Below are 15,713 nucleotides of genomic sequence, written 5' to 3' on the forward strand. Positions count from 1 at the left end.
GGAAGTGTCATCGCGGAAGTGTAGAATGAGAAGGTCGTCATCTTCTGTTTCATAGACAGATTTGGCTTTACCTTTGTACAGCAATTTTTGCTTTTGCATTATAGGATTTCCTGTTCGTTCAAGCTTATGTGGTAAAAACGCGCAGCTACCGCTACATCTGATATGAAAAAGTCACTTATAGTGAAACAAGTAATCATAACAAGCTAGCGGTATAAATTGAGAAATATATTTAATTGGAAAGAGTGCTTACCGTACGTTGAGGTTGTGGTAATTGATACTGCTTACCCGACTCATTCTTTAGTTCAAGCGTATTTGCACCTGCGTTAGGCGTTGCGTATAAAGGCACAAAAGGCGCTGTTTCTTTAGCGGCTGGTAGCTCTATTGGATCAAGCTTTGCACTTTGTTGGTATGCTAAGCTACCGTCGTCACGCTTACCAAGTAAGTTTTTAGTCGCTTGGCAACCGCTCAATACTAAGGTACTACCCAATATTAAAGTCAGCATCGCAGGGAATATTTTTGTAGTCGTTGATGATATTTTCATCATATTATCTCTCTGAGTTAACAATCATTGCTCATTTGGTACGGTGTTTTTTACGAATCTATATTAAGTTTGCACGTACTAAGGCTTCATCAATAGTGGCATGATGTTGCTCAGCCAACCAAACCAATGGTAGGCGCATACCAGTATCTATTATGCCCATTTTATTCAATGCATATTTGACAGGAATAGGACTTGATTCGATAAATAAATCACGATGTAAATGCTTGACCACATCATGAGCTTTATTAGCCGCTTCGAAATCACCTCGGAGCGCTGCCGTAAAGGTATCGCTCATTGCCTTCGGTGCGACGTTAGCTGTCACTGAAATATTGCCTTTGCCACCTACTTTCATCAATTCAAGCGCAGTACCATCATCGCCAGACAGGACAACCATTCGATCGCCAACCGCTTTGATCAATTTTTCGCCACGTTCGACAGAGCCCGTCGCATCTTTGATTGCTACGATATTTTCAATATCAGCCAAACGCTCTACGGTTTCTTGAGCAATATCAACGACTGTACGTCCTGGTACATTGTACAACATTTGCGGAATATTCACCGCTTCAGCAATCGCTTTATAATGTTGGTATAAGCCTTCCTGAGGTGGCTTATTATAGTAAGGCGCAACGAGCAATGCACAGTCTGCACCAGCATCAGCAGCATCTTGAGTCAGCTTGATTGCTTCCATTGTGTTATTGGCACCTGTGCCAGCAATGACAGGTACACGACCTTTGACATGCTGTACAAAGTAACGAATCACATCGCTATGCTCTTGCATAGATAGGGTCGCTGACTCACCAGTGGTACCAACTGCAACAAGGCAATGGGTACCTTGCTCAATCTGCCAATCTATGAGGTCTGCCAGACGTTTATAGTCGACCGTGCCGTCAGGATGCATGGGCGTTACCAAAGCTACCATTGAGCCTTGTAGTCGGGTTTTAATCTCGTCGTATGCTGTGCTCATAACCGTGCCTTACTGTATTATCCTAGCTTTTGTCAAAGCTGTCACATGATAGGTCGTTTGCAAGTGTCTGCAGTTTACATGACTACTAATGCATATCTTAACGGATGCATTCATAGATGCTGCTGACTAAATCTTGCTTGATGTTGGTAATAAATTATTTATACATAATAACGTCATAGACGCCACTTTTTATTTACTGCCAATCTAATTGATAGATAACAATAAAAACGCCTGCTAGTGTAGCATATTTTGATTTGACCGCTATCAATCAATTGACTCTCAATACCGTTATTCAATACCATGATTACGTACCAAACCCTGCCAAAGCTTTTTAGCGTCAAGGTTCCTTGTCTGAAAGCCACTGAAAAATAGGCTTGTCATTTGAGCTTAATACTTTAACAGTCAGTTTAGCGCAATGCATAAGTACTGATAAGTCTTTTGGTGCATATTAACGAATCGTCAACACATCGATAGTAGGCCGATACAACCGAAAAGGTAATCCTCGCGTGCCAATGCCACTACTGATAAATATCTGCGCACTCCCATGTTGGTATAAACCACGCTGTTTACCCATACGACTATTATTCAGCATGGTTGATTGCTTATCACTGCGATGAACATCTTGATTTCTTTGACCCAACCATATGGCTTTTTGTGGCGCTTTGGCAGCACCTGTAATCAACAAGGGTCGTGGTTGCAAAGATTTTGGCAAGTCGCTAAGACTATCAAATCGTGATGCCAAAATAATAACAGGCTTAGTAGCATTAGCGATTTTAGCACCAAGCGCTACTTTGGCAGCGGTGTTTGCATTCTCATTATCAGTGAGTTTTTTAGGCATATCTTGCCAGCCACAGAGTGCGGCAACAATTGGTTTAGCGTCTACGTCTTTTTGCCTGATGGCCTCTTGAGTATCGACAGACACACCTGAAGAGTTTGTTAATGGTCGACTGTCCACAGCGCTCATGCACTTAAGTGGCAATGAAGTACACTGCTGGCCAATATAACTGATATCGAGCACATCAAACGCTTTGGCCAACGTATCTTCTAACAGCGGCTGACCTTGATTCGTCGTATTAATCGATTGATAGCACAAATCCGAAGTACTCATTACCGTATAGACAGGCTTATTAACCGCTTTGAACAACATCATTTGTCCAACCAAGTCGGCACTTGGATAATATAGCCAGTCTCCAGTAATTAAAACTGCATCTACCGATAGCTCATTAATAGTAGCAACGAGCTTACGAATATGACGCGGCTTACCGCTATATAACCCAATGCGCAAATCAGCCAGCACAGCTACTGTCAGCGGCGTTGATAAGTTTAAATCAACAGCATGATGCTCTACTCGTAAACGATTGGGTTGCACCACTACGGTATAAAAGTACAGTCCCATTGCTAATATGGCAATCAATACAGATGACACTGACAACTGCGCCAGCACTGGCAGCACATCTTGCGACCAACTTATCACTAACAATACAATCCAAACAGGCATGGTATAGGCCGTGTAATAAAGCAACAGCTTAACCCAAATACGCATAAAGCGCTTGGTGACACTGGCATTGAACGTTTGTAATACTGACCACAGTATGATGTACGCTAGCAGTGCTGCTGACATGGAAGTACAGAGTATATAAAAAACATGGTCAGTCATAATTACCTGATGGTTATGTAACGATATGAGGCTATCAAATGGCTTATCAGTATTAGGCCGTGTCTTCAATTCACCCGATAGTCATCTAAACGGGCTAAAACGGATACAAGGCAGCTGACTGCATATTGTGCCAATAGCACCTCTAAAAGAGATAACACTGTAGTAGCTTAGTATTTCTTTGACTACCCATCTCACTAAAGACACATCCTCTGTCATATGATAAAAAATCAGCCATTATAGAGGTCGATCTCTATGATAGACAAGTACAATTATCGTCTCTCAGCGTCATATTTTGTTCATTTATACTGTTATAACAGCGTTGCTTTCATTGTAGATTGACGAGCTTTTTGTGACTGCCTACTCAATACGCAAACCAATAATAGCCGGAATACCCTGACGGATAACTTCCATGGTCACCACACCTTTTTCAGGTAACGATGAAATGGCACTTGAAAAGTCCGTGACATCCTTAATTTGTTTTTGATGAAAATTGGTAATCACATCCCCTGCCAATATACCTGAACGTGCCGCAAGCCCAGTCGGATCTACAGTAGTAACCAAAACACCTGTTTTATTGTCCGTAGCAATTTCAGCTTGCTCATCAGCGGTCAAATTACGTAGACGCAAGCCCAATTGTATATCATCACTCTGTTGGTCACCGCCTTGCGCCTTGACATCATCAGGAGCATAAGCAAGCTGACCGTTGACAATCATCTGCTTACCATTACGCTGAATCTGTGCACGGAAGGCATCATTTGGCTTCGCACGATTGAGCAAGTTCAATAGATCTGAAGCCTGCTGAATCTGCATATTATTGTATTGCAAAATAATATCACCAGGTTTGAGACCTGCCTTTTGTGCAGGTGAGTCTGGTGACACTCGTGTCAATAACGCACCTTGAGGACGAGCCAGTTTGTAAGCTTCGGCCAAATTACGATCGATATCTTGTGGATAGACGCCCAAATAAGCACGCACCACTTCACCATCCGTTTTTAGCTGCTGATAGATATCCATCGCTGCATCAATCGGTATCGAAAAAGACAGACCCATATAACCACCAGTACCGCTAAAGATACGCGAATTAATACCGATAACCTCACCACGCTGGTTGAATAATGGACCACCTGAATTACCGGGATTGAGTGCCACATCTGTTTGGATAAACGGAACACTGGTCTCACGCGAAAAATTACGGGATTTGGCACTGACAATACCAGCGGAGGCTGAATAATCAAAACCAAATGGTGAACCAATTGCTAATACGGGTTCTCCTACTTTTATGCCGTTTGAATCACCGATAGGCAATGCTGGAAATGGATTGCCCTTCACTTTCAATACTGCAACATCTGAGCGCTCATCACTACCGACCAAGGTTGCATCAAGCTCTGTTCTATCATTGAGTGTAACCGTGATTTTATCAGCACCTTCCACCACATGATGATTGGTTAACATATAGCCATCAGATGTCACAAAAAAAGCCGTGCCATACGCATGCTCAATCGCGGGCATAGTAGCTTGTTCGGGAATACTGAGACGATCGCCAAAGAACTGCCGTAACAATTCAGCAGTCTGTGCCTTGGCAAGCTCAGCTTCGCTCACTGTTTTTGTGACGTTCACACGAGCGACAGCAGGGGTTACTTGTTGTACTAAGTCAGAAAAGTCGGCTGTCGTGACCGCTGCCTGAGCGCTGACCATCGTTGTGGCAGTGATACCAGCAACCATTGATGTGCTGACTGCAAGTGCCAACGCACTACGCTGTAACCAATGCTGCATCTTACATGTAGATTGTGCTGTAAACATATTGATAGGCATATCATCCTCCATATGGGTGATCGTTATTATTTTTAATCGGCATGTCTTGGCTGTTATTAATGGCTATTATAAGATAATGTGGCTTTCGCTCGGATTATTTTAGCAAGACTTTCATCGCTACTTCATTTTTATTATTTATTAAATGACAATCATTTGATGATACTCGCTAGGTGCATGATAAATGCCTCTACTGTATGATAAGCCGTAACATTATCTTTTATCTTATCGTCATTTCGATAATGCAGAATAACCCAGTGCCCAATTATTTCATAACAGTCTATGCAATATGACAGCATAATATGTTGATCAGCCCATCACGATAATGACAAAAATGTATAGCCGGGTGAGGTTAACGTCTTAGTAGTTTTATAGTGAGTATCTATATCGTGGTACAGTCAGCCTCAGTAAGTATGAGATAAAATCATGTTATGATAGCAAGCCAAATAGTTTTATAATTAAACAAAAGTTATCTAGAAAACTCTATTACTGACTGTCATACATTTATACAACTGGCTATCATCACCCTTATTTTCCATCTTTTGCATATCTAGAGGCGCTTTATACCATTTCTAAAAACATAAGTAGCAAGGAAAACAAGTGAACCTACTACCGATAACAAGTTAGTAGAGCAAACAATGTTGACACCGCTAATCGTACTTTTGAAGGTGGTATTATTTATCTAGGCATGCTTTTGTCTTTACTACTTTATAGTATATATATCATATCTGGCTCATGTTGTGATTCATGATAATTATCATTGCTACTATTTAGCTTTGCTAAAAACAGACCTCTACAAAGAGTGATATCAAATCATTTATAGTGCTGCTTATAGCAATTATTCAAGAGCTATTGATAGATATAAAATATGACAAGATTATAAAAGGATCAATTTATGGATACCGCCCTATTATTATCTGGCGTGGTTGGGATCGGCATTGCCGCCCAATGGTTGGCTTGGTATTTAAAGCAACCGTCCATTTTATTTTTATTACTGATTGGTATTATCGTCGGCCCTGTGCTGGGTATCTTCGATCCTGACTTAATATTGGGGGAGCTTATGTTTCCCTTTATTTCTTTGGGTGTGGCAATTATTCTTTTTGAAGGGTCTCTGACCTTAGAGTTCGATGAGATCAAACAGCATGGTACGGTCGTACAAATGCTAGTGTCGGTCGGTGTCTTGATTACCATTGCTATCGTGGCGTTATCGACTTATTTACTATTTGATGTCGATCCATTGATTGCCTTGCTATTCGGCGCACTGGTCTGCGTCACTGGGCCAACGGTGATTATGCCGCTACTGCGCAGTGTGCGACCTAATAAGACGATATCGAACATCCTCAAATGGGAAGGTATTATCATTGATCCAATCGGCGCCATCGCGGTGGTATTAGTCTATGAATATATCATTTCTGGTGGGGAAGCCAGCAGTATCTTACTGTTTGCCAAAATTGTTGTATTAGCGACTGCAATGGGTATGGCAGGTGCTTGGTTGCTCGCATTCCTCATGCGCCGCCATATGATTCCTGAATTCTTGCGCAATGTCTTTACCCTTGCTTTTGTCTTGGTTCTGTTCTCAATATCCAACCACTTAGAGCATGAATCTGGTCTATTAACGGTTACGGTACTGGGTGTGGCCTTGGCAAACTGGCCAAAATTCCCACGTGAGACGATTTTAGAATTTAATGAATCCTTAACGATTCTACTTATCTCGGTACTCTTTATCATTCTTGCTGCCCGTGTGGAGCTGGCAAGCTTGATGAGTGTGGGTTTTGCTGGATTGGTGCTACTCGCTATCGTCATGTTCGTAGCGCGCCCATTGTCTGTTTGGGCATCGGCTATCGGCTCCAATTTAAAAACCAATGAAAAACTGATGATCAGCTGGATTGGCCCACGCGGTATCGTCGCCGCAGCTATTTCATCATTGTTTGCCATTCGTCTACAAGAGTATGATATTCAAGGTGTTGAGCTACTCGTTCCCTTAGTATTTATGGTCATCATTGGCACGGTTATGATTCAGGGCTTAGGCTCAAAAGTGGTCGGCAATTTGCTTGGCGTTCGTGAGCCTGAGACCAACGGTATCCTTATCGTTGGTTCAAACCCCATCGCCCTACTGATAGCCACGTCTTTAAAAGACCAAGGGTTTGATGTCATCGTCGCGCACAACAACTATACCAATATCGCCCGTGCGCGCATGAGTGGTTTGCGTACTTATTTTGGCAACCCCATCTCTGACCATGCCGATCACAATCTCGACCTAATCGGCATCGGTCGTCTGTTTGCCATGAGTATGGATAAAGAGATGAATACCTTGTCCGAGATTCATTATCGTCATGAATTTGGTGAGCGTAAGTTATACCGTCTTAAATTCAGTGATGAAAAAGTCAAAAGTGAGCGTGAAGACAAGCAATCAAACTTCCAATCACAGTGGCTGTTTGGCAAAGACGCGACTTACACTAAGCTTGCCAGTATGCTGTCGAAGAAAGCTCGCATCAAAATCACCAATATCACAGACAGTTATAGCTTTGAACAGTATAAAGCAGATAACAAACAGTTTGTCCCGCTTTATACCATAGACAAAGAAGGTAAATTGCATGTCATCACAGATAAGTTCGATGGCACGGTACCACGTGATCGCAAGCTTATCTCACTGGTAATAGAAGATGAAGTACAGCCAAAGCCAGTCGATGTCACCCCTAAGCAAGAGCAGGCACGTATGGCCGCTGATGCCAGTTTTGAGTCCAGCTCAAAAGCGCCTGAAAAGCGTAAAGAAAAAGAGCTGATCGATGACGCCTCTGAACAAACAGCTGATGATGATAACAATAGTGATGTCATTAAACAGAAAGGCGCTAGTGATGCAGCCATAGATCCAAGCAACAATGCTAAATCTGAAGACTCAACAACGTCACTAGCAAAAAAGACTACTGACAAAACCGTCGAGTCAACAGCAGTGCCTGCTTCTGTGGTAAATACAGGAGTGATGTCAGCAAACTCAACCGCTGTATCCAAGACTAAAGCATCTGCCAGTAGTAATACCAACGGTAACGGTAATGCTCCTAAAACCAAGAAGGGCGCACTTGACCCCAATCGCTTTCCTGACTCTGGTAAAGACACGACTACCCATTCTGAGGTCGATATCACTAAAGACACTGAGCTTAAGAGCGTGGATAGCTGTGTAGATGATAACCTAGATAAATAGACGTCAATCGATAAGGTTGTTTCGTTCAACACGCCCTAGTAACCAAAAAGCCCTAACACAATGTTAGGGCTTTTTATTGCATGTCTATTTATAGTTGATACTAGGGCATGTCCTCAATTCAAACGAGTATCCTCTAAATGGGCTAAAAATAGCTAAATTTTGCCAAACATCGTCAAATAGTTGGTCAATATCTCGATATTATCTGCACTATTTTCCTCGTTTGACGGCAATTTATCTCATTTTTATCACCATTTTTAAAATGAGGACACGCCCTAAAATTATAGGCAATACCATGCACAAAAATTAGAGTAGCAAGGAAAACGAGTGCAAGTACTACTCACTGTAGACTAAACAAGTTTGACACCGCTAATCGTATTTTTTGGGATTGGTATAATACTGCAAATGAAGTTCATGCTGTCAATTTTTATAGTGAGCTCACTTTATTCAATATCCCACTTATTCTGTACCGTTGTCCATATTCGCGCACTCACCTCAGCGGTACTGCCTGAGGCATCAATACGCTGTATACGTTCAGGATAGTCACTGGCAAGCACGCTAAACCCTTGATGAACCCATGTGAAAAACTCAGTCGCCTGCTGCTCAAAACGATCGGCAGCGCTGCGCTTGTTGGCACGTGCCATGCCTTCTAGTACGGGCAAATCCAACCATAAAGTCAGCTCAGGCAACTGCGGCACAAACTGCTCAATAAGCGCATCAATCTTAGCTCGTACCGCTACATCACCATGCGCTCGACCAAATCCTTGATAGGCAATACTTGAATCAGTAAAACGGTCGCATATCACCCATGTGCCGCGTTGTAGTGCTGGCAAAATTACTTTCTGCATATGGTCACAACGTGCGGCAAATAATAGCAACAGCTCAGTATCATCATCTATATCAGTCGTAGGATCTAACAATACGGCACGCAGACGCTCTGCAAACGGACTTCCACCCGGCTCACGGGTACGCAGATAATCGATGCCATGGTCCTGTAGGCGTGAGCACAGTTTCTCAATAGCGGTGGTTTTCCCCACGCCTTCTGTGCCTTCAAAGCTGATAAAACGCCCTTGATTGGACATGATGTCATGGGTTTCTTTAGGTGCGGTTGTTTGAGATAAATGCTCTTGTATCGATGCTGACATGGTATGACCTTATGTCATTGATGAGCGTTATATAGTTATATAATCCATCCTCTATAAACTGGATACGGTGTCAGTCTCATTTAGCCTACTATTCGTAGTACTTTCACTCGGCTTCCTTGTATCCAAATTATATTGAACCGACTATATAGGTAATTACACAACGCTCAGTAAATGATAGGTTTTTAAGAAGCTATAGAGGTGCTGATTTTATAGACGGCTACTGTGATGCTGCTTGTGCTTTCTTTTCACGCATGACTTTTAGATAGTCTTTTACCGCTTGGTTATGCTCAGCCAAGCTGTTGGTAAACTTGTGACCACCATTACCCGTCGCTACAAAATATAATGCCTCGCTGTCTGCTGGATGCAAAGTTGCCTCGATGGAGGCCGCAGATGGCAGTGCGATTGGGGTTGGTGGCAAGCCATCAATTTGATATGTATTATAAGACGTTTTTTCATTGATATCCTTACGACGAATATTGCCGTCATAACGGCTGCCCATACCATAGATAATGGTCGGATCAGTTTGCATGCGCATGCTTTGATTCAGACGGTTTCTGAATACTGCTGCAACCAAAGGACGTTCGTCTGCCACACTGGTTTCCTTTTCGATAATAGATGCCATTATCAGCGCCTCATAAGGTGTCTTATACGGCAAGTCTGGCGCACGGTTTTCCCATGCCTCTGTCAACGCTTGCTGCTGGCGCTTGTACAAGTCGAGCAATACCTGTTTGTCACTCGTATCTTCGCCATAGTAATAAGTGTCAGGGGCAAACCAACCTTCAAGATTATAGTTGACGATGGGGTCACTGCTGTTAATGACGTCATCAGGCAATATAGCACCCAAATCTAACGATTTAGCAATACTGGCATTGTCGCTACCATCGATTAGCACTTCTTTTGTGATGCCATTAGTATCACGCAATGTTTGATACAAGTCTTGAGAGGTTTTGCCTTCGATGATTTGCACTTTTACCATCGCTGCATCTGCCCCCTGTGCTAGTACTTGCAAGGCTTCAGCCATGGTCGGGTTTTCTGGTAGTTGATAAATACCGGCATGTAATGGCGCATCGACTTGCGATTTGACATACATCTTGGCCACGCTCACCGAAAACAGCGGAATCTGCTGTTGCCACTGCGGCAGTAAACCATAATACGTCTGACCCTGCTCAATCGTAACCTTCTGCGCTGGTTGCTCGATACGACCAAACAATGTCTGATAGACCATTACTAGGAAAAATGCGGCAATCAGTCCAAGTACGAGCAATACCTGATAGCCACGCTGCATGAAGAACGACTGATTGTCCACTTTATAGGTACGCGGCTTACTCTCTCCACTGATAAGCGAGACATTGGTCGCAGGCTTATCGTCTCCTGTCGCAGGCTGCTCTTGCTCTTCATCATCGACTGGTTGGGTATCCGACAATGTGGTGTCGATAGGCTCCTCAATGAGTCTATCTTGCTTATTTGATGGCGACTCATTAGGATGTTCAGGAGGTGTTTCAGGTGTGGGCTTGCTCATGGCAACTCGCGGGGCAGAAGTTTGCTAGAATTTAGCACTGAACCGTTCGATTTTCAATGGTATTTGCTTAGCTTATCAATTATCTTGCTACTGATGTCCATTTATATGGCTTAATACTCAGACGCTTTTTCGGTATTTTTAGCTTATCTACTAATAATGAAAACATCTTATGAATCTACATTTCAATAAAAGTCTTGCCAAAAACTATAAATCACCTAGCCAGATAATTCGAGTATTAAGTGAAAACTGGGTCGCAACCAATAGCTACTGCCCTAACTGCAACACCCAACCATTATCAGAATTTACGAATGGTAAACCTGTTGCTGATTTTTATTGCTCACATTGTAGCGAGCAATATGAGCTAAAAAGTAAAAAATCTAAATTAAGTAACATTATTAATGATGGTGCTTATAAAACAATGATTGAACGCATCAATAGTGAAGACAATCCCAATTTTTTCTTCCTGACATACTCAAAAGAGCTTACCGTGAATAACTTTTTGATTATTCCTAAGCAATTTTTTAAGCCTAATATTATTATCAAGCGTAAGCCATTATCAGCGACTGCCAAGCGTGCAGGTTGGGTCGGCTGTAATATCGACTTACGCCAAGTACCAGAATCAGGCAAAGTATTTTTGGTCAAAGACCAGCAGGTCATATCACGCGATGATGTCACCCAGCAATTTCAAAAGACCTTATTTTTACGTGAGCAATCTACTGCTTCTCGTGGTTGGACACTCGATATCTGGCAGTGTATCGATAGACTCGATACGGATTTTTCGCTAAAACAAGTTTATGGTTTTGCTGACGAGTTAAAACTTAAACATCCCGAAAACAACCACATTCCAGATAAAATCCGTCAACAATTACAAATGTTACGCGATAAAGGCATTATTGAATTTGGGAGCCGTGGTCATTATCGAAAGCTATACTAACCGCTTCTCGTTGTAGCGCTCAGGTCTTGGCTTTCCTTTTTTATCACGGTATACATCGGCAATTAGCTCATCTCTATCATCCCATAGTGGTAGTCTTGCAGTAGCAACAAGGCGCTGATGAAACTTATGCGCTGGATACTCCCAATCAATCTCATCATTAATTTTGAAAAAATGCTCTTCACGATAATCAACATAAGCGTGCATTCTATTTTTCACATAATCATTCCACTGCCATAAAAGCTGAACTGCATTGCGAGTAGGTTTGGTAAAAGCTTTTAAGTTGACCGTCAATGCACACATCACTAGCTCATCATTAGGAGTGACAGAAATACGCTGCTCAATAACCTCCTCTCGCGTGTACGCATACTCGAACATACCGCCAAAGGCTACAAACCTTTTAAAGTCTAGTAAATACATCACACCAAATGATAATTGAGTATAAGGCGATAAATGCACAATTTCATCAGGCTTACTTCTAGCCAGTTGGCAAATTTCATCAAAAATCATCAAACGACGGATTTGTAGCGGAATTCGTTTATCTTCATAGACTGAGTGCATGCGATTTTATCCTTTAAAAAAAAGGATCATTGATCGATTTGCTCTAAGACACAAGTCCACGTAACAAAAGACGATCACTTCTTTTGAGCGCTTTTGCTAGTCTAGTGGACATGAATGACTGTAGTGATGTGATTTGTGAGAAATGGAAGTGAATACGATGAAAAAAGATGAGACAGCAGCGCAAAAATTTCAAATAGAGATTGTCGAAACACTAAGTAATATCGTGGAAGTGGTTGCAGAAGATAGTGAAACGGCCCTACTAAAAGCGCGAGAAATATATCGAAACGAAGACATCGTTTTATATCCCGATGATTTTATCGATACTAAATTTAATATTTTTGGGAGAGAGTAGATTGTTTTATTTGGCTGATATGTGACAGTTATTTAAACCCCACAATATCACCCGACAACAACGTCAAACTGCTCATTGGCACAATACCACGCAGTGCATTGCAAAAAAACAACTGCGTTAATTTAGGCAAATCTTCATCTTGTAGCGACCTTATCACGACTGGATATTGTGTCCTTGATAACGCATCAATAATGACTTGACGCATGACACCATCGACACCCGATTGCGCCATAGATGGCGTATACCATTGACCAGCGGTTAAATAATTTTGACTATCCTGATTACCCTTAGCAAAGTTTTTAGAGTTCGATGACGCTGTGTCCAACAGCTGATAAAACACGTTGCTCATTGTACCTTCTACCCACTGCCCGCGCATATCACGCAGCAGACCCTCGCCGATGCTTTTTTCAGTATTGCATTTTGGTATTTGAGCTCTGATATCTTGCAACTCACCACTCGCCAGCACGTTATCTAAGCGATTGAGTGTTTTGAGTCCTGCCAGTGACGGCGGTAGACAAGAAATCTGCGACGACAGGCAAACCGCAGTGCTAATAGGTTGTAGGGGAATTAAGCGATCATCTGGTAGACGCAATTGCTCCGCCGTATCCACCCTCATCGCAGAGGATTTGAGCCACACCTCACAAGCACTACCAGATGTACTTGGCATATAGCCATAACCACGGACATCTTGCGTGCTGCGCGTGACAATCAGCTTGAGCATACCTTGCTGTAGCTGCTGAGCATGCGTCTGTAACTCATTTAACAGTAAGTCGCTGTCTAGCTCAATATGTAATGCCTTGCTATGAGAGGTAAGGCGCTGATGGTGATAATCTAACCACAGTATCTGCCCGTCGATGACACCCATGGTGGTAAAAAACCCATCGCCGTACGCCAATCCACGACTATCCAGTGACATACTGACTGCTGAGGTATCAGAGGTATTCTCTGCAGAGTGCAAACATAACCAGCCAGTCGGCGAGGAATGAGCTGTCACGGTTTAATCATCGTCTTAGCTATCATCGGTTGGGGCCTCAGCTTTGTTAATGACTAACATACAACTGTAGAACTCGCACTTTGCCAATTCTACCTTCTGACCACCGATCGTTTTATTTTTAATGATTTGCACATTGAGCATATCAGACACCAACTTACCGCCTTCATCACCCATCAGTTGACGCGCGAGCTTATAGGCTTTTTCAGCATGCTCTTGGCTCAGCTCTTTTTCTTCATCGGAGTCGGCAGGGTTGGCAAAATACCAACCAAGCTCGAGATATTTTTCAGAATCAATAATATCTAAGTAAGGCGCATCGGTATCCATAAAACGATATTTGGCAGCCGGATTACTGGCATAGTCCAAGCTGTTTTCATCGGTACTCACCACTTTACCAAAAGTCGCTTGGATACCCTCTAAGTCATCAACATTGAGTGATTCTACATTTTCGCTACCCCATGCTGAGATATCATATTGCACTTGTCTGCCTGGCTGAACAGCTGCACCCTCTACGTCAGTATTCGTTGCGGTATTGTCCTCTGCTGATGTAGTTTCCGCGACGGTCTGCTCACTAACTTCCGCATCGACGCCTGCTTTATCTTGGACATCATCTGTGCTGCTATTACAGCCACTCAACGACACACCAACTGCCATTATCGTACCGACCAAAAAGGTCTGTAGGCTATTATTCCACATGGGCAATTTACTCACACTTTTAGATTTATCTCAAAATAATATTAACGAGCTAGCAGATATGCCGCTGTTAATGAATAAGGTTGTTTATAAATAAGTTTTCTGATGACTTTCTTGGATTTACTGAACATCCAAAGTCAATTTTTTATCACTTAATAGGGCGTGTTGAACACCTTGATATCACATTTTTATGTTACATAGTGTACCCAACTGCTTAACACTTGACCACCCTTTACGTTACGGATAACAATCCTAGAAGGTACAGATTTGTTAATTATCTAACAGGTCAAAAAACGCTATCACTCCACGTATTTATTCACGAACGCCTTGGTTTGTCAAACATCACGTTATCCCTTATGATGATAGCGATTCAACGACTTTCTGATAAGCTCTAACTAAGAGTTTTGACCTTTTATAGCCAGCGGACCTTTTATGACTCAGCATTTTATCGTTATTGGCAATCCTATTGCTCACAGTAAATCTCCTGAAATCCATACCCTGTTTTCAGAACAAGCAGGTATTGATATTAGCTACCAGCGCCAATACTGTCCTGACGATGCTGCCAGTTTTATGGCGGTGATTGAAGCATTTTTTCAGGGCGGCGGTGTCGGTGCCAATGTGACAGTACCCTTTAAACAAGTTGCTTATAACTGCTGCTTAGCACGTGGTGGTTTGTCTGAACATGCCAAAGTTGCAGGGGCAGCTAATACGCTATCATTGAACCAAACACTGCTAGACAGCGGCACACCCATCGCAGAAGCAATCTATGGTGATAATACCGATGGTCAAGGGTTGGTCAATCACATTACAAGCTTGGACTGGCCGCTTACAGGCGCGCGTGTGGCACTCATTGGTGCAGGCGGTGCAGCCCGCGGTGTCGTACTACCGCTGATTCAGGCAGGTATTTCATCCCTGACCATTGCCAATCGTACTGTGAGCAAGGCTGTCAATTTGGTCACTGGGCTAAGCGAATCTAGTGAGACGATCGATAAACACAGTATCGAAACCTGTGCAACTAGTGAATTAACTGGACAGTTTGATATCATTATTAATGCCACATCTATTGGACTGTCAGGCGATACATTGCCATTGAATGATGATTTAGACTGCCATTATGCTTATGACATGATGTATGGTCGCACGTTACCGTTTTTGCAGCACTTTGTCACGCGTGGTGCGCAGACTTCTGATGGTTATGGCATGCTTATCGGACAAGCAGCCTTGAGCTTTGAGCGTTGGACGGGTTACAACATTGATGTGGCAACAGCGACTGACGCATTGATCAACCGATAAGCAATCTATAGTCAGTCCAATATACAACAGACACAGCGAGATTGGGATGAATTTTTTGCAG

At 42.7% G+C, this 15,713-nt stretch carries 14 protein-coding genes; 4 read left to right on the plus strand and 10 right to left on the minus strand.

From position 1 onward, the window contains the following. The 5 genes from ACT3QP_RS00005 to ACT3QP_RS00025 all read right to left on the minus strand — a co-directional run. A partial coding sequence (locus ACT3QP_RS00005) for a phosphoribosylaminoimidazolesuccinocarboxamide synthase (RefSeq protein WP_444524049.1) occupies positions 1-99 on the minus strand: 99 nt, incomplete at its 3' end. A gap of 130 nt (positions 100-229) precedes the next feature. Next, a complete protein-coding gene (locus tag ACT3QP_RS00010) occupies positions 230-544 on the minus strand; it encodes a hypothetical protein (RefSeq protein ID WP_444523995.1) in 315 nt (104 codons plus the stop codon). 55 nt (positions 545-599) lie between these two features. Next, a complete protein-coding gene (gene dapA, locus ACT3QP_RS00015) occupies positions 600-1,505 on the minus strand; it encodes a 4-hydroxy-tetrahydrodipicolinate synthase (protein WP_444523996.1) in 906 nt (301 codons plus the stop codon). A gap of 448 nt (positions 1,506-1,953) precedes the next feature. Continuing rightward, complete coding sequence (locus ACT3QP_RS00020) at positions 1,954-3,162, minus strand: hypothetical protein (RefSeq protein WP_444523997.1); 1,209 nt, start codon at positions 3,160-3,162, stop codon at positions 1,954-1,956. A gap of 357 nt (positions 3,163-3,519) precedes the next feature. Continuing rightward, on the minus strand, positions 3,520-4,884 hold the full coding sequence (locus ACT3QP_RS00025; protein ID WP_444524050.1) for a Do family serine endopeptidase: 1,365 nt from the start codon (positions 4,882-4,884) through the stop codon (positions 3,520-3,522). A 982-nt stretch (positions 4,885-5,866) separates the two neighbouring features. Here ACT3QP_RS00025 and ACT3QP_RS00030 point away from each other — a divergent pair. Next, entirely contained in the window at positions 5,867-8,170 is a 2,304-nt protein-coding gene (locus tag ACT3QP_RS00030) for a cation:proton antiporter (RefSeq protein WP_444523998.1), read from the plus strand. 440 nt (positions 8,171-8,610) lie between these two features. Here the strand turns inward: ACT3QP_RS00030 and tmk are convergent, their stop codons facing one another. Both tmk and mltG read right to left on the minus strand, forming a co-directional pair. Further along, complete coding sequence (gene tmk / locus ACT3QP_RS00035) at positions 8,611-9,312, minus strand: dTMP kinase (RefSeq protein WP_444523999.1); 702 nt, start codon at positions 9,310-9,312, stop codon at positions 8,611-8,613. A 217-nt stretch (positions 9,313-9,529) separates the two neighbouring features. After that, complete coding sequence (gene mltG / locus ACT3QP_RS00040) at positions 9,530-10,831, minus strand: endolytic transglycosylase MltG (RefSeq protein ID WP_444524000.1); 1,302 nt, start codon at positions 10,829-10,831, stop codon at positions 9,530-9,532. A gap of 169 nt (positions 10,832-11,000) precedes the next feature. Between mltG and ACT3QP_RS00045 the strand changes: the two genes are divergently transcribed. Next, a complete protein-coding gene (locus ACT3QP_RS00045; RefSeq protein WP_444524001.1) occupies positions 11,001-11,765 on the plus strand; it encodes a DpnI domain-containing protein in 765 nt (254 codons plus the stop codon). Here the strand turns inward: ACT3QP_RS00045 and ACT3QP_RS00050 are convergent. Continuing rightward, on the minus strand, positions 11,757-12,323 hold the full coding sequence (locus ACT3QP_RS00050; RefSeq protein WP_444524002.1) for a hypothetical protein: 567 nt from the start codon (positions 12,321-12,323) through the stop codon (positions 11,757-11,759). The genes ACT3QP_RS00045 and ACT3QP_RS00050 overlap by 9 nt on opposite strands. 157 nt (positions 12,324-12,480) lie before the next feature. Between ACT3QP_RS00050 and ACT3QP_RS00055 the strand changes: the two genes are divergently transcribed. Continuing rightward, positions 12,481-12,675 carry a DpnD/PcfM family protein gene (locus tag ACT3QP_RS00055; protein ID WP_444524003.1) on the plus strand — a complete coding sequence of 65 codons (195 nt, stop codon included), beginning with the start codon at positions 12,481-12,483 and terminating at the stop codon, positions 12,673-12,675. A gap of 28 nt (positions 12,676-12,703) precedes the next feature. Here the strand turns inward: ACT3QP_RS00055 and ACT3QP_RS00060 are convergent, their stop codons facing one another. Then, the gene (locus ACT3QP_RS00060; protein WP_444524004.1) at positions 12,704-13,669 is read right to left on the minus strand and encodes an aminotransferase class IV; all 966 of its coding nucleotides are present in this window, start codon (positions 13,667-13,669) and stop codon (positions 12,704-12,706) included. 15 nt (positions 13,670-13,684) lie between these two features. Then, entirely contained in the window at positions 13,685-14,362 is a 678-nt protein-coding gene (locus tag ACT3QP_RS00065) for a hypothetical protein (RefSeq protein WP_444524005.1), read from the minus strand. A 429-nt stretch (positions 14,363-14,791) separates the two neighbouring features. Here ACT3QP_RS00065 and aroE point away from each other — a divergent pair, with 429 nt between their 5' ends. Continuing rightward, positions 14,792-15,652, plus strand: coding sequence for a shikimate dehydrogenase (aroE, locus tag ACT3QP_RS00070; RefSeq protein ID WP_444524006.1), 861 nt, complete (start codon positions 14,792-14,794; stop codon positions 15,650-15,652). The last annotated feature ends 61 nt before the right edge of the window (positions 15,653-15,713 follow it).

The sequence above is a fragment of the Psychrobacter sp. AOP7-B1-24 genome (assembly GCF_052376215.1).
GTDB lineage: Bacteria > Pseudomonadota > Gammaproteobacteria > Pseudomonadales > Moraxellaceae > Psychrobacter.